This window comes from Burkholderia sp. M6-3 (assembly GCF_050858985.1).
Lineage (GTDB): Bacteria > Pseudomonadota > Gammaproteobacteria > Burkholderiales > Burkholderiaceae > Paraburkholderia > Paraburkholderia caledonica.
Genome location: NZ_CP110090.1, coordinates 138,450 through 161,411, shown reverse-complemented (window position 1 = coordinate 161,411; position 22,962 = coordinate 138,450). Strand labels below are relative to the sequence as shown.

Below are 22,962 nucleotides of genomic sequence, written 5' to 3'. Positions count from 1 at the left end.
GTTATTCTTCTTCGCTATCCTCATCATTGGCTGGTTTGACGCCGACTAGATCCCTGCGCAAACCTTTCACCGCATCTCGCAAATCGGCCAGGAAACCCCGCGGATATCCGTGCGCCCGCCCTTCGTTGACAGCGGTCTGGTATTGATTGAGGTTACCGGCGACACGCGCCATCACCGCCCATGCCTCACGATTGACCATTGGTATGGTCGGCGGCAACTGGTGAAGCGCAGCCGCCCGCAGGTATTCGCCACGCTGCATCGATACCCGCGCTCGTAGCGAATCCAACCGATCTAATTCCCCGGTATTCAGGCGGACAGATACCGTGTGATGGCGCTTATCGTCGGCATCCAATGGGACCGGTCCACGGCGTCGCCGCTTGCTAACGTCAATGGCCATGCATCCTCATTTGCAAGTTGAGTTTTGCGAAACGCGCAGTGTCGAGCGAAGCGCGGACACGAAGGCAACCCCTGAGCAAAGCGATTGGGGCGAGTGCTCGGTCCGAGCGTAACAATTCAAGCGAAGCGCGAATTACACCTTGCTTCCCAACCGCATTTATCTATCGCGTCAAATTCGACTCTACAGAAGACATCGAAAAACAACTACATCGTTATAGGACGCGAAAAGCAACGTCAAGGAAACGCGACGACGCACAAAAGAGAAACAATTTCGTTGTGCACAACGTTTTTCGAACAGCAATGAAACACTGTGGCAACAAATAGACAACATTCAGGCAACATTCATCAGTCCCGCAATCTTCATAACTTAGTATGGCTTTTGATGTATAGCCGCAACACAGGAGGTTTGACTAAAGCGCTACTGTTGGCGAAAGCCGTCGCGAGGCACGAGAACGGATTCGGCGGGTCCGTCACTCGGCTGCTTGCAACCGTAGCCCAGCACCCCACGCTGACAAAGCTGGGCCTGCGGATGGTCGACGCCGAACAGACAATGGAAGACGACGTCTTTCGTGAGCCGGTTGTAAACACAGACGATCGATTCATACGCGGCCGCCGGGAGATCCAGCTCCCCCGAGCAGCAAAGAAGGAGAGTCGGTCACGTCTTCGCCTGCCGGCTTTTGCTGCCACGGGAAAGATCGTCGCGAGAATTTGACCGCGGGTTAAAAAATTATTTGCGTGACGGTCAAAATGCTTGGCTACCTCGCGTCTAGATCAAGGCTGGTACCCAACTGCAACCAACGCCCGCTGTGTGTCCTCACCCAGATACCCGAAAAGCTCTGCTCGCGCCTTCGGCTGAAGGCTCATGAGTCGCTTCATAAGCGCACGCACGACGTTTGAGTCAAGGGCCGGTTGTGTGCTTTGGGTGCCTCTGGGCTGACCTTGCATCTCGATTACCACTACACTGCTTACGACGGCGATCAGCGAGACTAGAGCCAAGAGCGCCGCGACCGTCATCCATGGCGTGGCCCACGTCATCGAAAACTTCATGGGACCTCGCTTTGTCGGTTTAACCGCATCGCTCGATGCCTGTGCAGCCGCTCTCAACTGCCTAGCCTCTGCCTTGATTTCCTTTGCTGAATCCGCACCGGCTTGTCGTACCATGCGTGAAAAAATGAGCGCGGCGGCTACGACCGGGTCACTCAGATCAGTCTTCTGGCCAGTTAACTTGAAGACATCGTTGACGACTTCTTTCGCTAGCCGCACTGACTCCGCACCGGTGTCCATGACGAGCCCCTCCCTCAAATGCCCACTCCCTCAAGTTGACCAAAAATTGACTTCTGAACGACCATCAGTCGGTTGCGATGCATGAGATGTGCAGCTCCCATGGCCTGATCAAAAGTCAGCTTGTTGACGATCATCAGCTCCATGTCCTTTCCGAAGGTGTCTGCGCTTCGCTTGTGCAGCGTGATTATTCCTTTCACACGGCCACGATTTTTTTCGTACATCTTCGATTCCGAAAAACGACGTCCTTCTTTTGATACAGCGCCGAAATATTCGTTTTCCCAAACGACAAGTTGTGCGGACATCGTTGCGAAGAGGGCGTTGAGGCCCGTCATCGTGTCATCCAACGCCTGCCCGCCGGTCAGAATAGTATGAATGTAAACCTCTTTCCCGGACTCTCGCAGCACGTCAATGACATTGTTTTCCGCCATATATGAAGAAAGCGGAATAAAGGTCGACGCGCCGTTGTCTACCACCGCCGGGCCCTGATGTTCGACTAGGCTTTCGATCAGACTGTCGAATGCGCGGGTATCGATCTTGTCACCGACCAAAATCTTGAAGCGCTTCGCGCCAAACGCCTCATACCGTGCAAATGTATCGTTCACCGGGTCAGTATCGCCACAAAATACGTTTTGATGTCGAGATTTGATGTATTGCGCAATCAGGGATGCAACCAAAGACTTACCGACTCCCCCCTTACCCTGTAGAACGATGTGAATTGCATGTTTAACGTCGGTTGCGACTTCGCTCATGATGCCCTCCTTCTTTGAAGGTGAATGATTACCACTCGACTTTTTTTCCGCGTTCTGATTCCCAATCGAACGACGCGGGTGCAACGCTGCCGATGGGTGTCGTCGACTGCTTTGGTAATGCTGTAGGCGCATGCTCGGTAGGCGATATGGCTGCGTTCCCCCGCGTCGAGCCCGGCAATACCTGCGAAACTATTGTCTTGCACGTCTCCGCCCGCTCCTTCCTAATGCGATACAGCGTCGTCTTGTAGACCTCCAATGACATGCTCAAGCCGAGTTGGTTGAGCACGGTATGAATATCCTCATGGCGAACGCCCTCTTCGACCTTGGCTTCTATGATCGGAAGTAATTCGCGCAACCGGCCGGTCTTGCTTTTCGCCCTTAGTCCAAGCAGAGCATCCTTGACTCCATCCATCACTGATCCTTCCATGCATGATCACCGACTTCGATAATTCGACGCGATATCACGCCCCGCGCACGGATCGGCCCATACGACGCTCAAAGGCGGAGCAACGCGGCTTTGGCGCCGATCAACAGGGACATTGAGGCAACGAGTATCACTGCGGCTCGCGCCTGCCGGGACATCGGAAGACAAGTCGGGCCACTGGGCAGCACGAATCTTGGGTGAAAGGGCACGAGCCCCCCGTTGTCCACATGTCCGAACGATGGTTAAAAGCTAGGGTAAGTAAACGGTAAAAATACCAACGGTTAGCCTTGGCAAATTTCGATCGAAAGAGCAAGCCCAGCAGGGTTTTTGATATATCTCTTGGTCGGTCATACGTCAACGCTCTGGGTCGGTCATGCGTCAATACTTTCAGCCGATCATAGGTCGTGTCGAAGTCGGTCATAGGTTGACTCGGTCGGTCATACGTCGATATGGAAATACGCAAACCAAAACACAGGTTCCAGTTCATAAATACGACTGCGAGATAGCTGCTTCGGCGGAGCGACCGGCGTAGCAGAGCAGGGCAACAGGGCTTCATGGTCGGTCATAGGTCGATATCACGCGGCGTCAGCTGCTCAACGGTGTGCATTTCATTGTTCGCGTGCTGCCGCTTGACATGCACGAGTCCGCCCTCAACCCGCCCGTCGCGGAGAAATTTCACGTCCTTCAGCGCAGCAAGCGCCTGTTCGACCAACTCCCTCAGATGTTTTTGATTCGCAGTACTCAATCCCGCTCCGAGTCTGATTGTTTCGAGACGAACTGGATGCGGATCGCGATGACACGAGTAGTAGCCGTGAAGCCAAGTTGCCAGACCGTCCGGCAACATAAGGCGTTGCCGCCACTGCACGTAGGGAATAGCATTTCCGCCGTACATCGCAACAAGCGGCGGTGCCAGAGCAACCTTGTAGCGAGCTAAAGGCTTCCCGGTGCGTGGATTCTGCCATTGGAACACTGGGATCATCGAAAGGCTAACTCCCTCTTCGGCTTCAAATCGGTCCGATATCACGGTTAGGGATGTGGCCTGCATACGTGCCAAACATTTCCGAAGCCGCTCGTAACTTCCCTTGTTTGGCGCCCAGTGGATGGCCTTGCAAAACGCATAGGCGGTAAACTCCACGACCATCCCGACTGGCAGCGACTTTGCGATCTGGACCAGCTGCAGCCACACTTTCTGATCAACTTGTCGCAGCTCTTCCCCACGATACAAGAGACGCGCGGTACCGGCGCTTGCAGTTCCAATTACGTAGAGCTCGACATCATTCAGCTGAATTCGTTTTTGATTCCGGTTCCGCGCATTGAAGAGAGGGGACGCTGCAAACACGGGCGGCAGGCCTCGAACATCAGCCGGCCAGAACGGCAGCATCTTTTGTTTTTCAAAGCCGGCCGCAGCAGGCGTATCTGCCGCGGTGTCCCCTTCGTGCGTTCCGTCGGAGCGTTTCGGCTTCTGCGCGACTTGGACCGCTAACGCGCCAGCGGAGGTTAGCTTCCCCTGTCGGCGCGCCACTACGTCCGCTCGAAGCACTCGCCTCGTGGCACTAGGAACGAGCGTGGTCGTGTCTCGCACAACCATCCAGTCGTGGTCAAAGCCTGCGGCCCCGTCAGCACCGTCGACGACCTGTGTGGCGTCCATCCGCTTCATTTGCTGAGCCCGTTAGATAAGCCAACAGCCGCAGCGTCTTGCCGCATTCGCCCACGTCATCGCCTTCAATTCTCCGCGCGATAAGTGGCAGGGGAGACGAGAAAATCGTCAATATCGCCTGCTCGCCAGCCGACGGAGCGCGGCCCTAGCTGGACCGCAGCCGGGAAGGTCTTCTCTCTGATACGAGCGTAAATTGTGGAACGAGACAGCCCTGTTGCCGCCTCCACCTCTCTACGTCTCAGAATGGTTAGTGCAACCTGGATGTGTGCAGCCATGTTTCACCCTTAGTGAATTTCCCCGGAACGCACCGGAGTACATGGCTTCTCATTATTGTTATTTTTCCTTCAACGCCTAGACGCCTGAGCCGGCACAGTAACGATCTGACCGGCTTGGTCACTACCGAGCTAGCTCGGTAGCTTGGATCTGGTCCGTAGCTTCGTAGCAATCATCTCACTCGCATTGCTCTTTCTCCCATTGACGTGTCCATCGCTTGATCGCCTCCTCGCTCTCCAGTTCAGGATGTTTATCCCGCATCGCGTCTGCAAAGGCGCGCTTGCTCTTGTAAAGCGATGGATCGCCTTGCCACTTGGACCACCACGTATGCACGTCCTCCTTCGCAGACGTCTTCTTGCTTTTTGCGACTCGTGCGATGGCGCCCCGTCGCGCCATTTCGCGTTTTCCTTTCTTTACCTGCTCTTTGTATCTCAGGATCTCCATCGCCAAGTTGTACGCTTCGGATGCGTTGAGGGCCGAACTGACAGCGCCTTGGCCGTCGGCGCTCATTGCCAAAAGCGCTGCATCAACTTCGTGAAGACACACAAACAGAAACGCCTCGCCAAAAATATCGTGAATTTCGAAATCCGTTCTTGCGTCTGCTTCGTCGATCGCTCCGGTGAATCTCCATCCCAATTTCATCAGATCGTGCATCGGCAGACGTTCGAGCCAGGCGCGTGCCACGTGAGAATCTAGATCGTGAGGCAACCCCATACGACCAGCTTTCAGCACGCCCCTTAGATCGTGCTTCACTGAAGCGACGTGCTCTTGGAATAAGCCGATCCGCTCGGCAAATTCATCTCGTGATTCACAGAGAGGTAACGCCACGTAGGCGTCACGCGCAAGTATCCACAACGATCCCAGATCTGCATTTTCTCTAACAAGCCGCCCCCGCTTGCCGCGGACATCAACGAAATGTTCAGCAGCCGGATCAAGGAAAGTCGAATATGGGTCATAAGCAACAAAGCCAGCGAAATCCATCTGCGTCCTCAAGTGAGCTTTTTATGAAAGCCAAGCCGGCGGGCAAGTGACCTGTCCGACACGTTGTTTAACCCGGTCAATGCGCTTCCACAAAAATATTGTTGGGGCCAACCGCTACAGTTGTCGCAACGCTCACCCCAAAGATGGCACCTTCCATCTGCCAGTGTCAGGCTTTGCGCAACTCGCGATGTTTTCTTTGCCAGCGCCGGAATGAACTCACTGTTCAACATTGAGGCTAGGGCGGAAGCTCATCGGCCGCCAGTTACTCCCGACTTCGACTTGATGTGCGCCCCAGCTTTCAGCTGGTCCAGATAGTCGGCCCACTGTTGCATCATTTCAACGCGATCATCAATAAACCTTGTGCGGTTGTAGGCGCTCCCCAGTGCGTCGGGAACCTTGTGTGCAAGCTGATGTTCGATAACTTCGCTCGGAAAGCGCAGCTGCTCGTGAAGAATCGTGCGCGCCATAGCCCGGAATCCATGTCCGGTGATTTCGGTCTTTGTATCGAAGCCCATTCGCCGGAGAGCCGCATTGATCGCCGCGCCGCTCATCGGCTTTTTGACGTCTCGCCCTGGGAAGACATGTTTACGTTGTCCAGTAAGCGCGTGCAGTTCTCGAAGGATTTCGACCGCTTGCTTCGCAAGTGGCACGAGGTGCTCAGTCTTCGTCTTGGAGACTGTATAGCGCCACTGAGCTTTGTCGAGGTCGAATTGCCCCCATTCAGCCGTCCGCAGCTCACCCGGACGAACGAATATCATCGGGGCGAGACGCAGCGCGCACTGAACGACGAACGTCCCTTGAAAACCGTCGAGCGCCCGCAGGAGACTCGCAACCTCGGCGGGCTCCGTCACAGAAGCGAAGTGCGTGTGCTGTGCTGGCGGGATTGCACCGCGAAGATCCGAACTGATGTCGCGCTCCGCTCGCCCAGTCGCGACCGCATACCGGAATACTTGGCCACAATTCTGATGAACGCGATGGGCAGTATCGAGCGCACCGCGTGCTTCGACCCGGCGCAGCACGGTGAGCACTTCCGGGGCTTTGATCTCCGCGATCGCCCTACCGCCCAGCCAAGGGAACACGTCCTTCTCCAAGCGCCCCATGATTTTGTCAGCGTGGCTGGCAGCCCAACCCGGCGCTTGTCGTGCAAACCATTCCCGCGCCACGGCTTCAAAGCTGTTCGCCGCGCGGTCCACCGATGCCGCTTTCTGCACCTTGCGTTCAATACTAGGATCGATACCGTTGGCCAGAAGCTTGCGAGCTTCATCCCTGCGATCCCGTGCGTCCTTCAAACTCACGTCAGGATAGACACCAAGGGAGAGCCGCTTCTCTTTGCCTCCAAATCTGTACTTGAGGCGCCACCACTTGCCCCCCGTGGTCGAAACCTCCAGGTACATGCCGCGCTCGTCAAACAGGCGGTAAAGCTTGTCTCTCGATTTCGCGTTGCGAACCGCTACGTCGGTCAATGCCATTTTCACTCCTAGACGGGTACGCACCGCGTTGCGCCCAGAAAGGCGCGAAGCCCGGCAGTTTCCGATGGACTAAAGTTCACTCTGTGGGCCCCCGATCCGAATCGAAGCCGCCCCGTCGCTATCCAAACAATCGCGCATTTCCGCTTCGACCCGCGCGGGTTCGCCCCGGAGAGCTGTGTTTCTGCTTTCTTACCTCGTCCGGGCTCACTGCTACGACAAGCAAGGCCCGAGGTTGCTATCGAAGCCTACTCGCACCGCAAACGTTACTCGCGGGTAATGCTGAACGACAAACGTTCCTCCTGCCAAGTCCGTACTCGAGCCACCAGTGCTTGCCATCACCCGGCGGCGGGGGCACATGCCACCGGCGGCCTTCGTGCTTCTGACGGGAGGTTCCATCGGAAGCGTTTGGGGAATACAGCATTGTAAGGGCGGCAGGTTGCCCCAAGAGTGTTCCCCCGACGGGGGCAGATGTCAATGGAACAGCTTGGACAGTGTCGGAAATAAAAAACCCCGCGAGCCTTGCTGGCTGCGGGGTTTCCGGACTTTCCAGGACATCTTAAGAACTGTTAGTGGTGGAGAGGAGGAGGATCGAACTCCCGACCTTCGCATTGCGAACGCGACGCTCTCCCAGCTGAGCTACCCCCCCAACGTGCAAATTATTCTAGCACAGGCGTTTTCCGTTTTGCCAAGCCGCCAGCCCCGGCAAAAACTCACTTCGAAGGCGCCCCAGCAAGCACCCAATCGACCACCGCGCGAATATCCGCATCGCTCATCGACTGATGCGCGGGCATCGGAATCATGCCCCACACACCCGAGCCGCCGTCCTTCACCTTGCGCGCCAACTTCGCGGGAGCCTGCGCGTCGCCCTTGTATCTGGCGGCGATCTGCTGAAACGAAGGACCGACCAGTTTGCGATCCACCGCATGACATCCCATGCAGGCATTCGCATTCGCGACCCGCTGACCGCTCGGCATATCGGCCGCGTAGGCCGTCGATACAAACAAGCTCGCCGCCCCGAACATCAAAGAAACGATAACAACACCGACAACCCCGAGCTTCATTGCGGCGCCTTCGGATTGCCCGGATGCACCGCGTTCGAGTTCGTGACCGGCGCAGGCGCCTGCTGCTCGAGCGGCCTCGCGCTGACCGACGAGTCCGGAATCGTCCCAACCGTCGCCGCGCCAGCATCCGGCTGCGACGCGGCAACAGGCGCTGTCGCCGCAGCCGCATTTGCCGCCGCTGCCTCTTGCGGCTGGATGTACTGGAAGACCTTCACGACCTGCGTGACGCCCGGCACCCGGCTGGCGACGTCCGCGCCGCGATTGCCTTCGTCCATCGTGACGAGGCCCATCAGATACACGGAACCGCGTTCGGCGACCACCTTGAAATCGTTCGCCGAAATATCCTTCTCGGCGATCAGCGCGGTTTTCACGCGCGTCTCGAGATACGTGTCGTTCGTGCGCGAGGAGAATGAACTCGCCGGCATGATCGCAAGTTCGTTGACGATCGTATTCACGTTGTTCAAACCACGCACGACACTTTCGGCGCGCTGCTTGGACACATCCCCTGCCACTTCGCCGGTCAGCAGCACGCGGCGGTTGAACACCGTCACGTTGACGTGCGCCGAATCCGGCAGGTTCTGACTGATCTGCGAAAGCGCCTTCACCTGGATCTCGCGGTCCTCGGTTTGCGCGCCGATTGTGCGCCGGTCGGTCGCCATCAACGCGCCGCCGCCCGCCGCGCCCGCAACGGCGAGAAAACAACCCTGCAACGTCGCGGATAACCCCGCCGCAAACCCAACTACAAGCACGGTTCTCACCAGTGTCTTCTTGACGCGGAATACACTCATCAACTAGCTCTCCTTCGGATCAATCTCAGTCTTCGCCCAGCAACATGGCATCGATGCCGTCGCATAGACAATGGATGGTCAGCAAATGCACTTCCTGGATGCGCGCGGTACGATCTGACGGCACGCACACGTGGATGTCGGTATCGCTCAATACTTCCTGCATGCGTCCGCCGCCCTTTCCACTCAACGCGACGACAATCATCTCGCGCTCGTGCGCAGCTTCGATTGCAGCAATCACATTCGCGGAATTGCCCGATGTGCTGATCGCGAGCAGGACATCGCCCGGCTGGCCCAATGCCCACACCTGCTTCGAGTAAATCTGCTCGAACGAATAATCGTTAGCGATGGCGGTGAGTACCGACGTATCGGTACTGAGTGCGACGGCCGGCAAGCCAGGCCGCTCGCGTTCGAAGCGGCCAATCAGTTCGGCGGCAAAATGCTGCGCGTCCGCCGCGGAACCGCCATTACCGCACGCAAGAATACGGTTGCCATTGGCAAGCGCGGCAAACATCGTGTCGATTGCTGCGGCAATCGGCATCGACAAGGTTTCCAAAGCTTCGAGTTTGACTGCCGCGCTATCGCGGAAGTGTTGTTGAATGCGTTCGACTGACATCGAGTCTCTATCTTCTACCGCGAGTAAGCCGCGACATGCGGCCGTGTTGTGAAGTTGTATGAATGAAGTCTTGCTGCAAGCAATAACGCTCCACCGACCTTTGAGCGCAACGAACTGTGTGCGTTTCTACACCTCGCAAAATGCGCTGTGAAGCACGCTGAAATCTCACCAATTCGCCCCGTAGCTCGCACGCGAGCGCAAGTTTATCGCACTAACCCGTGTTCTCCGCGCAATTGCGTCACACTTCGTCGGCACGGAAAGCATCGCGTAACCAGACGAGGCGCCCCGCTTCGAACGCAATCACGTCGAAGCGGCAAGCGGGTTGATCCTGCGAATGCGAACGGTGGGTCGCAAGATAGTGCTGCGCGGCGCGTACGATTAGTTGCCGCTTCTGCCAACCGATGCTCGCCGCCGCGCCGCCATATTTGCGTTGCGCGCGTGCACGAACTTCGACGAATACAAGCCCGCCGTCGCGCTCGCGCATCACGAGATCGATTTCCCCGCCGCGGCAGCACACATTGCGCGCCACGAACCGCAAACGCTGACGCTGCAAAAACTCCTGCGCACGCAACTCGAACGCCGCGCCGACGAGTTTGGACCCCGCCTGCCGGGAAAAGTTGTTCGTGATGGCGGCGCTTGCGTTCGGCTTCTTCCTCGCCGCGTCGGCATTCGTCGCGCCGGCCGGAACGCGCGGCGCTGCGTGGCACAATGACGGCCTCATTCCGTCCGTTTGCGTTTTCTGCCTCATGACTCCTCTCTCCGAACTCGCGCAAGGACAGCAGTACCCCGCCGCCGCGCTGTATGTGGTGGCCACGCCGATCGGCAACGTCGCCGACATCACGCTGCGCGCGCTGCATGTACTCGGACTCGTGGATCGCATCGCCGCGGAAGACACGCGCAACACCGGTCAGTTGCTCGCGCGCTATGGCATCTCAAAGCCGCTCATCGCGGTTCATCAACATAACGAGCGAGCCGCCGCGCAACGCATCGTCGAGCATTTGCAAGCAGGCGAGCGCGTGGCCTATGTGTCCGACGCGGGCACACCCGGCATTTCCGATCCGGGCGCAAAGCTCGTCGATGCAGCTCGCGAAGCGGGCTTCGCAGTGATTCCCCTCCCGGGCGCCAGTGCTCTTGCCACCGCGCTGAGCGCGGCCGGGGATTGGGTCTCGACGTTCTCGTTCCTCGGCTTCCTTCCGCCGAAACCTAAAGCCCGCGCCGCCGCGCTGCAAACGCTCGCGCAGCATCCGCACGCGATGGTCTTTTACGAAGCGCCGCACCGCATCGTAGAAACGGTGCAGGCGTTGGCCGATGTGTGGGGCGGCGAGCGCAAGCTGCTCATCGCGCGAGAACTGACGAAGTTACACGAAGCATTGCATTGCGGCACCCTGGCCGAAGCGCCAACGTGGCTCGCCGCCGATCCAAACCGCCAACGCGGTGAGTTCGTACTGGTGGTTGAAGGCGCGCAACAGGCGACGTCCGGCGAACACGATCACGACGCGTTGCTCGAGATGTTGCTGGAGGAGTTGACGGTGAGCAGCGCGGCCAGGATCGCGGCGTCGATCACCGGCGGGTCGCGCAACGCACTGTACACGCGCGCATTGGCGCTCAAGAAAGAAGACGATTGATAGAAGCGGCAGCGCCTTGCACGCAGCAGCAAAGATCAAACAAAAAAGGGCCGCCCATGTGCATGAGCGGCCCTTTCTTTTTTCAGGCAGGCGTAGTTCGCCATACCGACCGACGCAAACAGCGCCTTGCGCCTATTACTTCTGCGCGAGCGGCCCCGAATCGGACGCCAGCGTTTCGTCGCGCGCCTGGCGCGCTTCGTCCTGCGTCAAACCTTCGATCTTCACGCGCGCGGTGCCTGCGTGGCGCATATCGAGAACATTCGCTGCCGCCATCGACAGATCGATCACACGGCCGCGTGCGTACGGGCCGCGGTCGTTGATCCGGACGACGACAGAACGCGAAGTGGCGGGATTCGTCACCCGCACATACGAACCGAGCGGCAACGTGCGATGCGCTGCGGTCAGCGCGTGCATGTCGTAACGCTCGCCATTGGCGGTGCGGCGGCCATGAAAGCCGCGGCCGTACCAGGAGGCGCGTCCGGTCTGATGAAAGTCCGAGACTCCGGTACTGTCATCCGAAAGCGGCTTTGCATCGGCCAGCGACGGCCCTTGGGCGGCACCATCGGCGGACGCCGGCGCGCTGCCGTAGGCTTGCGGTCCGAAAGACGCCGCTTGCGCGTTTGTGCGGAGCGGCACGGCGCTTGCGATGCTGTTGTCGGCGCCCGGCGGCGTAGCGCAACCAGCCAGCACAAAAAAGGCAAAAAGTGTCCCCAGACTACGGGATAACCGAGTTTTCATAAGACGTGCAATCAAATTGTCGAGCCGCATCACGCGTAGTTGCGCGTGTTGCCTGCGACTCCGGCGGCAAAGGACGACAACGCGCCGCGCAGACGAGCGCAGAACGTCAAAGCCCGGATGCGGCTCATTCAGCCGCTACCGCACGGTTAATTTTCACGTCTGGCGCAACCTGTCCCCGGCAGCCTGACCAGACCCCACATGCCGCCATCGAACGTGGCAAACACGTTCTTGCGCGCGAGACTCAGCGCGCAGGAACGGCGGCGTAGGCCCCACCCAGCGTCACGACCGTAAGAGTCATAGCAGGCGCGTGGCGCCTGGCTGGGCAAGACGTGTGCATCGAAAGCTCGATACCTGATGGCCGTCCAAAACCGCGACAGCCCATACTTGAGTGGCGATCCGCGCTCCTATTTTTGATAGGGACGCATCGCCTTGTGGCAGCACGATTCCTCGTGCATGGGGTGCATTATACCCAAAACAGAATGTTGTGTTGCTAAGCGACTGAAAACCTTGATGAATCTTCACCGTTGCTGCAAAAATCAGCAGACAAAACGGTGCGCGGCAAGCATTCGCGGGCGCCGGCAAACGTCGGTGCGGCACGTCGAGACGCCGGTACAATCAACGTTTTACCCGCGGCGCCGTCATTCATGAAAGTCACTTTGATCCCCGTCACGCCGTTCCAGCAAAACAGCTCGTTGCTCGTTTGTGAGGCAACCGGGCGCGCGGCCGTCGTCGATCCGGGCGGCGATCTGGACGTCATTCAGGCTGAGATCGCGCGCCAGAACGTGAGCGTCGAGAAAGTCTTCCTGACGCACGGTCACATCGACCACTGCGCAGGTGCGAAGACACTCGCCACGCATTACGGAGTGCCGATCGAAGGCCCGCATCCTGACGAACGCTTCTGGCTCGACAAACTGCCCGATCAAAGCACGCGGTTCGGCTTTCCGGCAGCCGACGCGTTCGAGCCCGACCGTTGGCTCGACACTGGCGACACCGTGCAGTTCGGCGACGAGACGCTCGAGGTCTATCACTGCCCGGGACATACGCCCGGCCACGTGGTGTTCTTTAGCCGCGCGCATCGGCTAGCGCTGGTCGGCGACGTGTTGTTCGCAGGTTCGATCGGTCGCACGGATTTTCCGCGCGGCAATCATGCGGATCTGGTGCGCTCGATTCGCGAAAAGCTCTGGCCGCTCGGCGACGACGTCACCTTTGTCCCGGGCCACGGTCCCACGTCGACCTTCGGCGCGGAGCGGCGTAGCAATCCCTATGTTGGCGACGGAGTCGTCCCATGAGCAGCGAAATCTATGTCAGCACCGACGTCGAAGCGGACGGCCCGATTCCCGGTCCGCATTCGATGCTGAGCTTCGCGTCGGCGGCCTATACGGAAGACAAGCAACTCATCGCCACTTTTTCAGCGAATCTGGAGTTGCTCGAGGGCGCAGCGCCGCATCCCGTGCAAGAAGCGTGGTGGAAGACCCAGCCGGAAGCTTGGGCGGCTTGCCGCAAGGACTTGCAACGGCCGGAGGCGGCGCTCGCGGCGTATGTCGACTGGGTGGAGGCGCTGCCCGGCAAACCGGTGTTCGTCGCGATGCCGGCCGGCTTCGACTTCACCCACATGTTCTGGTACATGATGCGCTTTGTCGGCCGTTGCCCGTTCTCGTGGTCGGCGCTCGACATCAAGACACTCGCGTTCGCAATGACCGGCTTGCCGTATCGCAAGAACATCAAGCCGCGCTTTCCGAAACACTGGTTCGACGAACATCCGCATACGCATGTGGCGCTCGACGACGCTATCGAGCAGGGCGCTCTGTTCTGCAACATGCTGAAGGATCTGCGCGCAATGCAGGCGGCAGGCTCGGCGGCCGGCGTCGAAGGGGACGCGTCAGGACAAAATCCCGCTGAGGAACCGGCAAATTAGGTAATCTCCCTCGCTCAGGCCGTTTTGCATTGCGTTTCGTTTTCGCGCCCTCTACCATGCGGTGATACGGCGACGCCAACGGAGGCGCAGTTGACACTCGATACGTTCTCTCAAAAAATCCTGCGCCTTTTGCAGCTGGATGCACGCCGCTCGGTGCAAGAAATATCCGACCAGGTCGGTCTGTCGAGCACGCCTTGCTGGCGGCGCATCAAGGACATGGAGCAATCGGGCGTGATCCAGCGCTACACGGCGCTGCTGGATCGCGAGAAGCTGGGACTGCACGTGTGCGCGCTCGCGCACATTCACCTCACGCGTCATACCGAGGGCGGCGTCGAACAGTTCGAGCGGGAAATCGCCACTTGCCCGGAAGTGACCGAGTGCTACAGCACCACCGGCGAGTCCGATTACATCCTCAAGATCGTCGCCCCGGACATCAAGGCGTACGACACGTTCCTTCACGAACGCATCTTCAAGATTCCAGCGGTTGCTCAGGTACGCACGAGCGTCGTGCTTCGCGAAATCAAATTCGATACGCAACTACCGCTGTGATTCGCGCGCATAGGCGCTAACGCGCGCTGTTAGATGGCCGCGGGCCGTTTAGCAGCCGCACAAACCGGTGCGGCTGCGTGCGGTGGCTCGTTCAACGAGGCTTGCAGCGGCGTGCGTCGTGTCGTGCCGTGTCGAGTTGCATCCTCGCTCTGCTTAGCTGGTGCCATGCGGAACCCTGCCCTGATGACGATCCGCACCCGCGCCGACCTGCGTCGACGGACCGCTTTGCGCCGACGGCGTGTCGACTTCGCGCAGCACATCGAGCTTGCGCGCGCCGAGGCGGCGCTTGAGCGCGGCAAGGTCGACACGTTGGAGCGCCTCCGTGCCCTCGATATCGTTATCGCGCACGGACTGCGCGGGTAGTACGACTTCGACGTCGAGCCCAGAACTCAGATAATGAATGTTGACCGCCGCGGCCTTGAGGCTGACCGTCGCCAACGCCGCGTTCACGTCTGCAACGATCCGCTCGCGCGAAGGCAACCCAACCGGCGGATGCGCGACCGCATCGTTCTCGGGATCGACGTGGATCAGCGCGTCGAGCACACGGTTGTCGCTCAACACACGCAGGCGTGCACTCTCAGCAATGTAATGCCCCTCGGACACCGAGATCAGCGGATCGACCAGAATATGTGCGTCGACCAGCGCGAAGTCGCCCATTTTTCGCGTTCGTAATTCGTGGACATCGCGCACGCCCGGCGTCGACAGCAACAGTGCGCGCATGTCGGCAGTGGCGGCTTCGTCTAGCGCGCGGTCCGACAGATCCTGCAGCGCGTCCCACCCGAACATCCAGCCCATGCGCGCCACCATGAAACCGACGATCGCGGCCGCGATGGGGTCGAGCAGTCGCACGCCGGCGAGACTGCCGAGAATACCGAGCGCGACCACCAGCGACGACGCAGCGTCCGACCGCGCATGCCACGCGTTCGCAATCAGCATGGCCGAGCGCACGCGTTGCGCTTCGCGCAGCATGTAGCGGAACAGTCCTTCTTTGGAAAAGAGCACGAGCACTGCCACGAACAGAGCGCTCAGATGAACGGCCGGAATGTTGTCGAGATCGGCGAGGCGAGTGCCGGCACGCCACAACATGCCGACGCCGACTGCGATGAGCAGCGCGCCAAGAAATAACGAAGCGACCGTTTCGTAACGGCTATGCCCGTAATTGTGATCCGCGTCCGGCTTTGCGCCGCTGTGCCGATTGGCAAACAGCACGACAAAATCTGAAATCAGATCGGCAAGAGAATGGATGCCGTCGGCCACGAGTGCCTGCGAGTGCGCGAACACGCCGATGGCGATTTGCAGCACCATCAATACGGCATTCAGCGCAATACTCACAAACGTACTTTTGCGCGCGACGCGGTGTTTCTCGGCGGACTCAACGGCGGCGGAGGGCATCTTGGAGAAAGCAGGAGTTCAATGCCTACATTCTACCCGCCGGGCCTTCTTAAACTGCGCCGACTCGAAAAACATCCATAAAAATCAGCCGCTTATGAAAACGAAAACTATTCGCATTCCAATTACGCCAAGCAGCGCATGCGGCAACTTCGGGCGAGTTAGGCGCGACAATGAAAAGGCCGCGTTCTGAACAGCACGCGACCTTTCATGACGAGGCATCGGCGCTAGTCCGACCCGCTCGTATTCGTATTACATTTAATGGGGCAGCCATTTACATCTGAGTAATTCCGAGGGAATTACTTTTGAATCAGAAACTTCTCACGATCGAGACCGGCAATCCAACGCGGCGGTTTGCCGCGCCCGGACCATGTGCTGCCGGATTCTGGGTCACGATATTTCGGTGCAACGCCGGCGCGCGGACGCGCGGCTTTGGCGCCTTTAGGTGCGCGGCCGCCACCCAGTTCGCTAAGCGAGATGCCGTAGTCGGCCATTTTCTGTTTGATTTCGTTCAGCACTTCCGCGTATTCGCGCGACTTAGCCTCTTCGATCTGCTTTTCAAGCTTCTCTCGCTGAGCGAGTAGTTCCTTGTAGGAAGACATAGGTTCCCTTGTGGTTTGAATTAACGACTGCCAGTCTTAGCCAGCTTGCCCTTTGAAGGTGTTCATGCCTCGGAATTTGAACGCGAGATTAACACAAAATAGAAAGACTACAAATGCATTGGCATGAAACTAATACTTCTTCGTTTCAAAAACTTTCCTTCCGGCGCCCTGTCTGCGCGTTCCCTTTCATTTAGCCATGTCCGCAATTTGCAGCGAAAGACCGTGTCGTGTCGGTAATTATGGGATTAATTATCAGCAGATGAAAATTAAGATACGTTTCAACGGTCAAACATGTCATTTCATGAAAGCTTTGATATGAGACCACGTAACATATTGCGATAGGAATTTCCCGCCGTCTTTTCTGCGATAAGGTCGTTCGCAATCGGCAATAAACGCCTAATTCGTTTGTCGCCGTATGCAATCTTCTAGCGCCGCGTGCAAGGTTTCCCGATCAGGCATTCCGCTGTCGAATGGAAAACGTTTGCGAAGCCCGTCTTTCCTTAAATCGGCGCCATACCGGTCCACGCCGATGAGCTGATAACCGGATCGGTTTGAAAACGCATCGGCGAATTCTTCTATGAGTGCTTCTTCCTGATCGGATTGCAGCGCGGGCAGCGGGTCGAGCTCATCACCACCAAGCCACCCCATCGCACCGAACCCGCCGATATAGCGCAGGCGGTCGAGCGTCATGGTCCAGAACGTAAAGTCGCCCAGAACAAGATAGCGCTCCGCGTCAGGGTGATAGCGCAAATAGCGCGCAACGAGCTCCGGCGCCGGATCGACCGGTTCGAACGTTCCCAGCAAGGTGACGCGCTGGCCATTGAGTACGTCGCCGTCGGGCGCGTCGACCACGAGAAAGCCGGCCCGCGGGTCCGCATGCAGGTTGTGCGTATGTTCGGCGAGCCGACTCACCAGAATCGTAGGCCGGTGGCGCACGTCTGGCGCGAACGGCAGCACGGACGGATAAGGGAAACCTTCCGGCTGGCGAGCGTGCGTCGCGAGCGTACCGACGGCGGAGGTATGCAGCAGGTGCAATGGCGCTTGTGCAGGAATGTTCAATTGCTTTCCTTGATGGATGAGCTCTGCTCGCCGGAGACCCCGAAAACGCAGTCGCACGGGGGATTCCTGAGCTATCGCCTGGGGCCGGCGCTAGCGCTTGCAGTCGGCGCCGATCGCCTCCGGACCCAAGCTTTCATGGTCTCAGGCGCTTCAAGCATAAGACAGCGTGCCTGGTTAGAATCGGAAATTCGCTTTCAGTGCGCTTTCTCCCGCATCTTCCTCCACGAGACTTCCGTGTCCGATCGCTCCCCCGACTTCGCCGCCATTCCCGCCGCTCACCGAGACCTGTCCTACACAGTTCGTCAGCGAGCCCGGATTGCGACCATGGCAGTGTTTTTCATCGCCGGGATGGTGTACGGGTCGTGGGGCGTGCATGTGCCAACCGTGCGCGATCGTTTCCAGCTTAGTCCAGCATTGCTGTCGCTCGCGCTTCTCGCCGTCGCCGGCGGCTCGATCGGCGCGATGGCCGCCAATGCGTCGTGGATCGCGCGTGTCGGCACACGCCGCGCCTGCCTGACCGGCGGCCTCGTGATGGCGGTCTGCGCCGCATTCATCCTGGTGGTGCCGTATTACTGGCTTCTGCTGATCGTGCTGGCAACGTTCGGCGCGGGCATGGCCACGCTCGATGTCGCCATGAACGCAGAGGCCAGCGCCGTCGAAAAAGCGCTGGGCAAGCCGATCATGTCGTCGTTGCACGGCATGTTCAGCGTCGGCGGGATGTTCGGTGCGGCGGCGGGCGGCGCGCTGCTCGCACACGGCATGGCGCCGGCCGTGCATCTGGCGTTGGCGGCCACCGTCAGTGCACTGGTGCTGATCGCCGCGTGTCCGGCAGTGTTGCCGCACGTGCCGCACGACGAACATCCGGATTCCGCGACGCCGCGCGCCAATCGTTGGCGCTCGCCGGCGTTGTGGGCGCTCGGCACCATGGCGCTCGTCGCGCTGATCGCAGAAGGCGCAATGTACGACTGGGCGACCGTCTATATGCGCGACGTCGTCCTCGCCACGCCCGCGCTCGCGAGCGCTGCTTATGCGGCATTTTCCGGCGGCATGGCGGCGGCCCGTTTTGCCGGCGACGCGGTGCGCGCGCGCTTTGGCGCTCCGCAACTCGTGATGGGCAGCGCAACGCTCGCGCTCGCGGGAATGATCGGCGCGCTCCTGCTGCCGACGCCGGTCGCCGCGCTAGTCGGTTTTACTTTGATGGGCCTCGGCTTGGCCAACATGATGCCGGTGCTGTTCGCTGCCGCGGCGAGCGTAAAGGGCATTCACGCAGCCGAAGGTCTCGCGCACGTCGCGGGGCTCGCGTATTTCGGGCTGCTGTTCGGGCCAGTGGTGATCGGTGCAGTCGCGCAGGTGACCAATCTGTCGATCGGGCTTTCCGTTGTCGCCGTGTGTTGTGCATTGATTGCGTTCGCGGGCCCGAAAGTACTGCGACGCCTGAAAATCTAGCAACAACGCGCGGCATCAAAAGAAAAGGCACGCGACCTGACGGTACGCGTGCCTTTTTAATCATGCGTTCACAGGCAGCGCAAGCTGCCCGCGTACATGCACTTTTACATCTTCACCACGTCGAGCAGCGTCTTCTTGCCCGACTTGTAGTTGTACAGCGAGATCACGCCGTGCTTCAGGTCGCCCTTCGAATCGAAGCTCGTCTGGCCGATCACACCCTTGTAGTCGGTGTTCGGCATTGCAGCCAGGATCTTCGCCGGATCGGTCGAGCCAGCGCGCTTCATTGCGTCGACGATGATGTACACCGCGTCATACGTGAACGGAGCGTAAATCTGAATCGGCTGGCCGAAACGCTTCTGATACTTTGCCTGGAACGCCGGGCCGCCTTCCATCTTCTCGAGCGCCATGCCGGCTTCCGAGCAGACGATGTTGTCGGTTGCGTCGCCTGCCAGATCGGACAGCTTGTCGGTACACACGCCGTCACCTGCCAGCACCTTCGCACGCAGGCCAAGCTGCTTGGCTTGCTTCGCGAACGGGCCGCCGGTTGCGTCCATGCCGCCGTACATGATGGCGTCCGGATTCTCACCCTTGATCTTCGTCAGAATTGCGCGGAAGTCGACAGCCTTGTCGTTCGTCGCGTCATGCGACATCACGTTCAGGCCCAGCGACTTTGCGGTCTTTTCGAATTCGTTCGCGAGACCCTGGCCATAAGCGGTCGAGTCGTCGACGATCGCGACGCTCTTCACTTTCAGACCCTTGGCTGCGTAGTTAGCCAGTGCCGGACCTTGTTGTGCATCGGTCGCGACGACGCGGTACGTCGTCTTGAAACCTTGTTGCGTGTAGGCCGGGTTCGTTGCCGACGGCGAGATCTGCACGATGCCTGCATCGCTGTAGATCTTCGAAGCCGGAATCGACGTGCCCGAGTTCAGGTGGCCGACCACTGCGACGACTTTATCGTCGACCAGCTTCTGCGCGACCTGCGTAGCGGTACGCGGGTCGGCTGCGTCGTCCTGTGCGTCGAGTTGCAGCGTGATTTTCTGGCCGCCAATCGTCAGGCCCTTCGCGTTGATTTCTTCAACCGCGAGGCGAGCGCCGTTTTCGTTGTCTTTCCCCAGGTGAGCGATACCGCCAGTCAACGGTGCAACGTGACCGATCTTGACGACCGTGTCAGCCGCAGCCGATGTTGCCAACGTCGCGAACAGCATCGCCGCAGCGCTGATCGGCAACAGCTTTTGAATCTTGATGTTCATGTAAGTCTCCAGTTTCGGTCCCAAAAACAACGTAATCGCCCTGTGCCCCCGCTTCCCCTACACGTGTCGCTCAGTCCCGTGGACGACCACGCCGGTTGCATCGTTCATGCACTTGGCCAGCACGTTCGCCGGACTGTTTGTGGCAGGCGGCGACCCGTACTTGCGCGCAAGTGTAGGCTATCAAATTAATTTGTGGGACTTTTTTGAGGAAGTGGGATGAACACTAATAGCGTTTATCCAACAGCGACCGTTTCCGGCCTGCATGACGGGCCGGAGAACTCCAGCCCATGCGGGTTTCCGCTATGTAATGCGATCATCGAGGAACCAGGCCTCAAGCTTTTAGCGGGTTAAACCGTTAATCGTTGGAATAAGCTTCGAGCGGCTTTTGATTGTGAAAACAACGTGCAACGCAAGCGGCGTCGATGTACGCCTGACTCATGCCGATCAGCGCCCGAATGCCGCAATACGCGCGCTCGCCGCACGCCATTCCTGCTCGAGTTGCTCCATCAGTTCAGCGGCGCCGAAATCTTCGCGTCGCGCGCGCCCCAACGGTGCGCCCTGCCCCGACCACAGCGAGAGATAGTCGCCGTTCTGCGCGCGGGCGGCCGTTTGACGCAACTCTTGCGTCAATGCGTTCTGCACCGGATACGGCGCGATGTTCTGCGGGGTGTCGCTCAAACGCTGCATCAGCGGATTACGTATGCCGCGGGCATGACGGCCTGTGATTGCGCGCGTCACTGAAGTCGATGTGTCCGTGATCGAACGCAGCCGCTCTTTCCATGCCTGCGGTATCGCGCTCTCGCGGCTCGTCAAAAACGCGGTGCCCATCACGGCGGCTTGTGCACCGAGCGCAAGCGCGGCGACGATCCCGCGTCCGTCCATGATGCCGCCCGCGGCCAGCACCGGCAGCCCGGTTGCATCGACCAGTTGCGGCACGAGCGCCATCGTGCCGACCAGCGCCTCTTCGAATGAGCCGATGAACGTACCGCGATGCGCGCCCGCCTCCGATCCTTGCGCGGCGATTGCGTCGGCGCCGGCATCTCGCCACGCGACACCTTCGGCGACGTGCGTTGCGGTGCCGATTACATATTGACCGTTGGCATGAAGCCGCGCGACATCCTCGCTCGACAGCACTCCGAAAGTGAAGCTCACGACCGGCACGCGCGACTCGATCAGCGCCTCCAGTTGCGCGCGAAAATCGGGTGCATAGCGTTCGAGCGGCCGGCCCGGCGGCAAGCCGAGATCCGCGCGCACCGGGTCGATTGCTTCGAGCGCGCGGCGCACCGTGGAGTCGTCAGGCGAGGCCGGCTCCAATACAAACAGATTGACGCCGAACGGACGATCGGTGAGCGCGCGAATCGCTGCGACATCGGTTGCAATCTTCTCCGGCGACAGCGCCGCGGCCGCCAGCGTCCCCAGGCCGCCGCTATTCGATACCGCAGCCACCAGCTCCGGCGTGGTCGCGCCCGCCATTGGCGCCTGGACGACCGGCACCCGCATTTCAAAACGCTCGGCAAACGGCGTCACAAAATTGACTTCACCCATGATCGATTCTCCTTCGCGCGACCCACTCTTCATTACGGCAAACCACTACCGTGGACTCTACCGGCACCACGCGCAACGGAAAAATGAATTATCGAGAACGTTTCAATCGTCTTACGAGATTGCCTTCAGAAGGCGCGCCGCCACGGCTTCCGAAGGCTGCGCGCAAGGCTGCCGGACCCCTGCCTGCAGCGGCTTTCGTTTGGTGGCAAACTGACCGCCCGCTTCAGGCATTCGAGCCTCTTGCGTTGACCTGGACTCAATTCGCAGACTCACCTCGCGCGCAACGCGCGACTATGGAGAACATCATGAGCACCACTTTCCGATGGATCGACATCCCTGCCGGCAACGACACGTTCGGCGGCTATCTGGCGTTGCCCAAAGGCGGCAAGGGACCGGCCGTCGTCATCATTCAGGAAATTTTCGGCGTGAACAGCCATATTCGCTCGGTCGCCGATCAGTACGCGCAAGACGGATATATCGCGCTTGCCCCGGACGTGTTCTGGCGGGTGCAGCCGCGCGTCGAGTTGACGTATGAAGGCGCCGACCGCGCAAAGGGCATCGAACTGATGCAAAAGCTCGACGCGAACGAGGCCGCCGACGACATCGGCGCCGCTGCCGCGGCACTGCGCGCGATGCCCGAGGTCGCCGGCAAGATCGCCGCCATCGGCTTCTGTTTCGGCGGACGCCTTGCATATATGGCGGCGGCGCGAGGCAGCGTGGACGCCGCAGTCGCCTATTACGGCGGCGGCATTCAGAACCAGCTCGACGAAGCCGCAAAGATCAAGGTGCCGATGCAGTTTCATTACGGCGAACTCGACGAGCATATTCCGCTGTCGGCCGTCGGGCAGATTCAAGAGCGCTTTGCGGGCCGCACGGATACCGAATTCCACATCTATCCGAATGCCGATCACGGCTTCAACTGCTGGGACCGCGCGTCGTACAACCAGCGCGCTTCGGCGCTCGCGCATGGCCGCACGCTGACGTTCCTCGGCGAGCGTGCCTAAATCAAGCCAATAGTCGGCACGAGGCGCGCGGCTTCTCACATCTGCGCGTAAGTCGGCTACCCTGTCAAGAACGGCGCGTCGCCAACGCGCCGTCTTCTTTTGTGCGCGCCCATGAGCGGCTCGAACATCGCGGCGCCCCGTTTGC

General features: G+C 59.5%; 24 protein-coding genes and 1 tRNA gene. 6 read left to right on the top strand and 19 right to left on the bottom strand.

The window, feature by feature from the left end; all coding sequences use genetic code 11:
- Window position 1 precedes the first annotated feature (1 nt).
- The 13 genes from OH764_RS00710 to OH764_RS00650 all read right to left on the bottom strand — a co-directional run bounded on the left by OH764_RS00710 (window position 2) and on the right by OH764_RS00650 (window position 10,404).
- Complete coding sequence (locus OH764_RS00710; protein ID WP_498847664.1) at window positions 2-352, bottom strand: plasmid mobilization protein; 351 nt, start codon at window positions 350-352, stop codon at window positions 2-4.
- Between the two features lie 815 nt (window positions 353-1,167).
- Window positions 1,168-1,680: a hypothetical protein gene (locus OH764_RS00705; protein ID WP_498847663.1), complete on the bottom strand. Its 513-nt coding sequence runs from the start codon at window positions 1,678-1,680 to the stop codon at window positions 1,168-1,170.
- 14 nt (window positions 1,681-1,694) lie between these two features.
- Complete coding sequence (locus OH764_RS00700; protein ID WP_498847662.1) at window positions 1,695-2,429, bottom strand: P-loop NTPase family protein; 735 nt, start codon at window positions 2,427-2,429, stop codon at window positions 1,695-1,697.
- A 28-nt stretch (window positions 2,430-2,457) separates the two neighbouring features.
- Window positions 2,458-2,856, bottom strand: a complete 399-nt coding sequence (locus OH764_RS00695) for a hypothetical protein (RefSeq protein WP_498847661.1) — start codon at window positions 2,854-2,856, stop codon at window positions 2,458-2,460.
- Between the two features lie 559 nt (window positions 2,857-3,415).
- Window positions 3,416-4,501 carry a replication initiation protein gene (gene trfA, locus OH764_RS00690; protein ID WP_498847660.1) on the bottom strand — a complete coding sequence of 362 codons (1,086 nt, stop codon included), beginning with the start codon at window positions 4,499-4,501 and terminating at the stop codon, window positions 3,416-3,418.
- Between the two features lie 74 nt (window positions 4,502-4,575).
- On the bottom strand, window positions 4,576-4,785 hold the full coding sequence (locus tag OH764_RS00685) for a helix-turn-helix transcriptional regulator (RefSeq protein ID WP_498847659.1): 210 nt from the start codon (window positions 4,783-4,785) through the stop codon (window positions 4,576-4,578).
- 175 nt (window positions 4,786-4,960) lie between these two features.
- On the bottom strand, window positions 4,961-5,764 hold the full coding sequence (locus tag OH764_RS00680) for a hypothetical protein (protein ID WP_498847658.1): 804 nt from the start codon (window positions 5,762-5,764) through the stop codon (window positions 4,961-4,963).
- A gap of 248 nt (window positions 5,765-6,012) precedes the next feature.
- Window positions 6,013-7,233 (bottom strand): tyrosine-type recombinase/integrase, encoded by a 1,221-nt coding sequence (locus OH764_RS00675; RefSeq protein WP_498847657.1) that lies wholly within the window; start codon window positions 7,231-7,233, stop codon window positions 6,013-6,015.
- Window positions 7,234-7,803: 570 nt separating this feature from the next.
- Window positions 7,804-7,879, bottom strand: a tRNA-Ala gene (locus OH764_RS00670).
- Between the two features lie 64 nt (window positions 7,880-7,943).
- Window positions 7,944-8,294, bottom strand: coding sequence for a c-type cytochrome (locus OH764_RS00665; RefSeq protein WP_498847656.1), 351 nt, complete (start codon window positions 8,292-8,294; stop codon window positions 7,944-7,946).
- Window positions 8,291-9,082 carry a BON domain-containing protein gene (locus OH764_RS00660; protein ID WP_498847655.1) on the bottom strand — a complete coding sequence of 264 codons (792 nt, stop codon included), beginning with the start codon at window positions 9,080-9,082 and terminating at the stop codon, window positions 8,291-8,293. The genes OH764_RS00665 and OH764_RS00660 overlap by 4 nt, the downstream gene beginning before the upstream one ends.
- Window positions 9,083-9,107: 25 nt before the next feature.
- Window positions 9,108-9,695 (bottom strand): phosphoheptose isomerase, encoded by a 588-nt coding sequence (locus OH764_RS00655; protein ID WP_020067187.1) that lies wholly within the window; start codon window positions 9,693-9,695, stop codon window positions 9,108-9,110.
- Between the two features lie 238 nt (window positions 9,696-9,933).
- Window positions 9,934-10,404 (bottom strand): YraN family protein, encoded by a 471-nt coding sequence (locus OH764_RS00650; RefSeq protein WP_498848849.1) that lies wholly within the window; start codon window positions 10,402-10,404, stop codon window positions 9,934-9,936.
- 37 nt (window positions 10,405-10,441) lie between these two features.
- Between OH764_RS00650 and rsmI the strand changes: the two genes are divergently transcribed.
- On the top strand, window positions 10,442-11,320 hold the full coding sequence (gene rsmI, locus OH764_RS00645) for a 16S rRNA (cytidine(1402)-2'-O)-methyltransferase (RefSeq protein ID WP_498847654.1): 879 nt from the start codon (window positions 10,442-10,444) through the stop codon (window positions 11,318-11,320).
- Between the two features lie 135 nt (window positions 11,321-11,455).
- Here rsmI and OH764_RS00640 read toward each other — a convergent pair whose 3' ends face one another.
- Entirely contained in the window at window positions 11,456-12,058 is a 603-nt protein-coding gene (locus OH764_RS00640; protein ID WP_498847653.1) for a septal ring lytic transglycosylase RlpA family protein, read from the bottom strand.
- A 644-nt stretch (window positions 12,059-12,702) separates the two neighbouring features.
- On the opposite strand from OH764_RS00640, the gene OH764_RS00635 reads away from it, so the two are divergent.
- The 3 genes from OH764_RS00635 (at window position 12,703) to OH764_RS00625 (ending at window position 14,522) form a co-directional block, all read left to right on the top strand.
- Window positions 12,703-13,347 carry an MBL fold metallo-hydrolase gene (locus OH764_RS00635; RefSeq protein ID WP_498847652.1) on the top strand — a complete coding sequence of 215 codons (645 nt, stop codon included), beginning with the start codon at window positions 12,703-12,705 and terminating at the stop codon, window positions 13,345-13,347.
- Window positions 13,344-13,973, top strand: a complete 630-nt coding sequence (locus OH764_RS00630) for a 3'-5' exonuclease family protein (RefSeq protein ID WP_498847651.1) — start codon at window positions 13,344-13,346, stop codon at window positions 13,971-13,973. The genes OH764_RS00635 and OH764_RS00630 overlap by 4 nt, the downstream gene beginning before the upstream one ends.
- Before the next feature lie 90 nt (window positions 13,974-14,063).
- Window positions 14,064-14,522 carry an Lrp/AsnC family transcriptional regulator gene (locus tag OH764_RS00625; protein ID WP_006050474.1) on the top strand — a complete coding sequence of 153 codons (459 nt, stop codon included), beginning with the start codon at window positions 14,064-14,066 and terminating at the stop codon, window positions 14,520-14,522.
- 153 nt (window positions 14,523-14,675) lie between these two features.
- On the opposite strand, the gene OH764_RS00620 is transcribed toward OH764_RS00625, so the two are convergent.
- The 3 genes from OH764_RS00620 to OH764_RS00610 all read right to left on the bottom strand — a co-directional run bounded on the left by OH764_RS00620 (window position 14,676) and on the right by OH764_RS00610 (window position 17,572).
- Entirely contained in the window at window positions 14,676-15,914 is a 1,239-nt protein-coding gene (locus OH764_RS00620; protein WP_498847650.1) for a cation diffusion facilitator family transporter, read from the bottom strand.
- 296 nt (window positions 15,915-16,210) lie between these two features.
- Complete coding sequence (locus OH764_RS00615; RefSeq protein ID WP_020067195.1) at window positions 16,211-16,513, bottom strand: H-NS histone family protein; 303 nt, start codon at window positions 16,511-16,513, stop codon at window positions 16,211-16,213.
- Between the two features lie 396 nt (window positions 16,514-16,909).
- Window positions 16,910-17,572, bottom strand: coding sequence for a HugZ family pyridoxamine 5'-phosphate oxidase (locus tag OH764_RS00610; RefSeq protein WP_498847649.1), 663 nt, complete (start codon window positions 17,570-17,572; stop codon window positions 16,910-16,912).
- 234 nt (window positions 17,573-17,806) lie between these two features.
- Between OH764_RS00610 and OH764_RS00605 the strand changes: the two genes are divergently transcribed.
- Window positions 17,807-19,018 (top strand): MFS transporter, encoded by a 1,212-nt coding sequence (locus tag OH764_RS00605; RefSeq protein ID WP_498847648.1) that lies wholly within the window; start codon window positions 17,807-17,809, stop codon window positions 19,016-19,018.
- A 104-nt stretch (window positions 19,019-19,122) separates the two neighbouring features.
- Here OH764_RS00605 and OH764_RS00600 read toward each other — a convergent pair whose 3' ends face one another.
- Together OH764_RS00600 and OH764_RS00595 are read right to left on the bottom strand one after the other, a co-directional pair.
- Window positions 19,123-20,268, bottom strand: coding sequence for a branched-chain amino acid ABC transporter substrate-binding protein (locus OH764_RS00600; protein WP_498847647.1), 1,146 nt, complete (start codon window positions 20,266-20,268; stop codon window positions 19,123-19,125).
- Between the two features lie 444 nt (window positions 20,269-20,712).
- Entirely contained in the window at window positions 20,713-21,813 is a 1,101-nt protein-coding gene (locus OH764_RS00595; protein ID WP_498847646.1) for an NAD(P)H-dependent flavin oxidoreductase, read from the bottom strand.
- Window positions 21,814-22,118: 305 nt separating this feature from the next.
- On the opposite strand from OH764_RS00595, the gene OH764_RS00590 reads away from it, so the two are divergent.
- Complete coding sequence (locus tag OH764_RS00590) at window positions 22,119-22,817, top strand: dienelactone hydrolase family protein (protein ID WP_498847645.1); 699 nt, start codon at window positions 22,119-22,121, stop codon at window positions 22,815-22,817.
- Window positions 22,818-22,962 lie beyond the last annotated feature (145 nt).

Bases quoted from the DNA above. Each gene is read 5' to 3' on its own strand.
- OH764_RS00705 (WP_498847663.1), bottom strand. From the start codon at position 1,680: ATGGACACCGGTGCGGAGTCAGTGCGGCTAGCGAAAGAAGTCGTCAAC.
- OH764_RS00700 (WP_498847662.1), bottom strand. From the start codon at position 2,429: ATGAGCGAAGTCGCAACCGACGTTAAACATGCAATTCACATCGTTCTA.
- OH764_RS00695 (WP_498847661.1), bottom strand. From the start codon at position 2,856: ATGGAAGGATCAGTGATGGATGGAGTCAAGGATGCTCTGCTTGGACTA.
- trfA (WP_498847660.1), bottom strand. From the start codon at position 4,501: ATGGACGCCACACAGGTCGTCGACGGTGCTGACGGGGCCGCAGGCTTT.
- OH764_RS00685 (WP_498847659.1), bottom strand. From the start codon at position 4,785: ATGGCTGCACACATCCAGGTTGCACTAACCATTCTGAGACGTAGAGAG.
- OH764_RS00680 (WP_498847658.1), bottom strand. From the start codon at position 5,764: ATGGATTTCGCTGGCTTTGTTGCTTATGACCCATATTCGACTTTCCTT.
- OH764_RS00675 (WP_498847657.1), bottom strand. From the start codon at position 7,233: ATGGCATTGACCGACGTAGCGGTTCGCAACGCGAAATCGAGAGACAAG.
- OH764_RS00665 (WP_498847656.1), bottom strand. From the start codon at position 8,294: ATGAAGCTCGGGGTTGTCGGTGTTGTTATCGTTTCTTTGATGTTCGGG.
- OH764_RS00660 (WP_498847655.1), bottom strand. From the start codon at position 9,082: ATGAGTGTATTCCGCGTCAAGAAGACACTGGTGAGAACCGTGCTTGTA.
- OH764_RS00655 (WP_020067187.1), bottom strand. From the start codon at position 9,695: ATGTCAGTCGAACGCATTCAACAACACTTCCGCGATAGCGCGGCAGTC.
- rsmI (WP_498847654.1), top strand. From the start codon at position 10,442: ATGACTCCTCTCTCCGAACTCGCGCAAGGACAGCAGTACCCCGCCGCC.
- OH764_RS00640 (WP_498847653.1), bottom strand. From the start codon at position 12,058: ATGAAAACTCGGTTATCCCGTAGTCTGGGGACACTTTTTGCCTTTTTT.
- OH764_RS00635 (WP_498847652.1), top strand. From the start codon at position 12,703: ATGAAAGTCACTTTGATCCCCGTCACGCCGTTCCAGCAAAACAGCTCG.
- OH764_RS00630 (WP_498847651.1), top strand. From the start codon at position 13,344: ATGAGCAGCGAAATCTATGTCAGCACCGACGTCGAAGCGGACGGCCCG.
- OH764_RS00620 (WP_498847650.1), bottom strand. From the start codon at position 15,914: ATGCCCTCCGCCGCCGTTGAGTCCGCCGAGAAACACCGCGTCGCGCGC.
- OH764_RS00615 (WP_020067195.1), bottom strand. From the start codon at position 16,513: ATGTCTTCCTACAAGGAACTACTCGCTCAGCGAGAGAAGCTTGAAAAG.
- OH764_RS00600 (WP_498847647.1), bottom strand. From the start codon at position 20,268: ATGAACATCAAGATTCAAAAGCTGTTGCCGATCAGCGCTGCGGCGATG.
- OH764_RS00595 (WP_498847646.1), bottom strand. From the start codon at position 21,813: ATGGGTGAAGTCAATTTTGTGACGCCGTTTGCCGAGCGTTTTGAAATG.
- OH764_RS00590 (WP_498847645.1), top strand. From the start codon at position 22,119: ATGAGCACCACTTTCCGATGGATCGACATCCCTGCCGGCAACGACACG.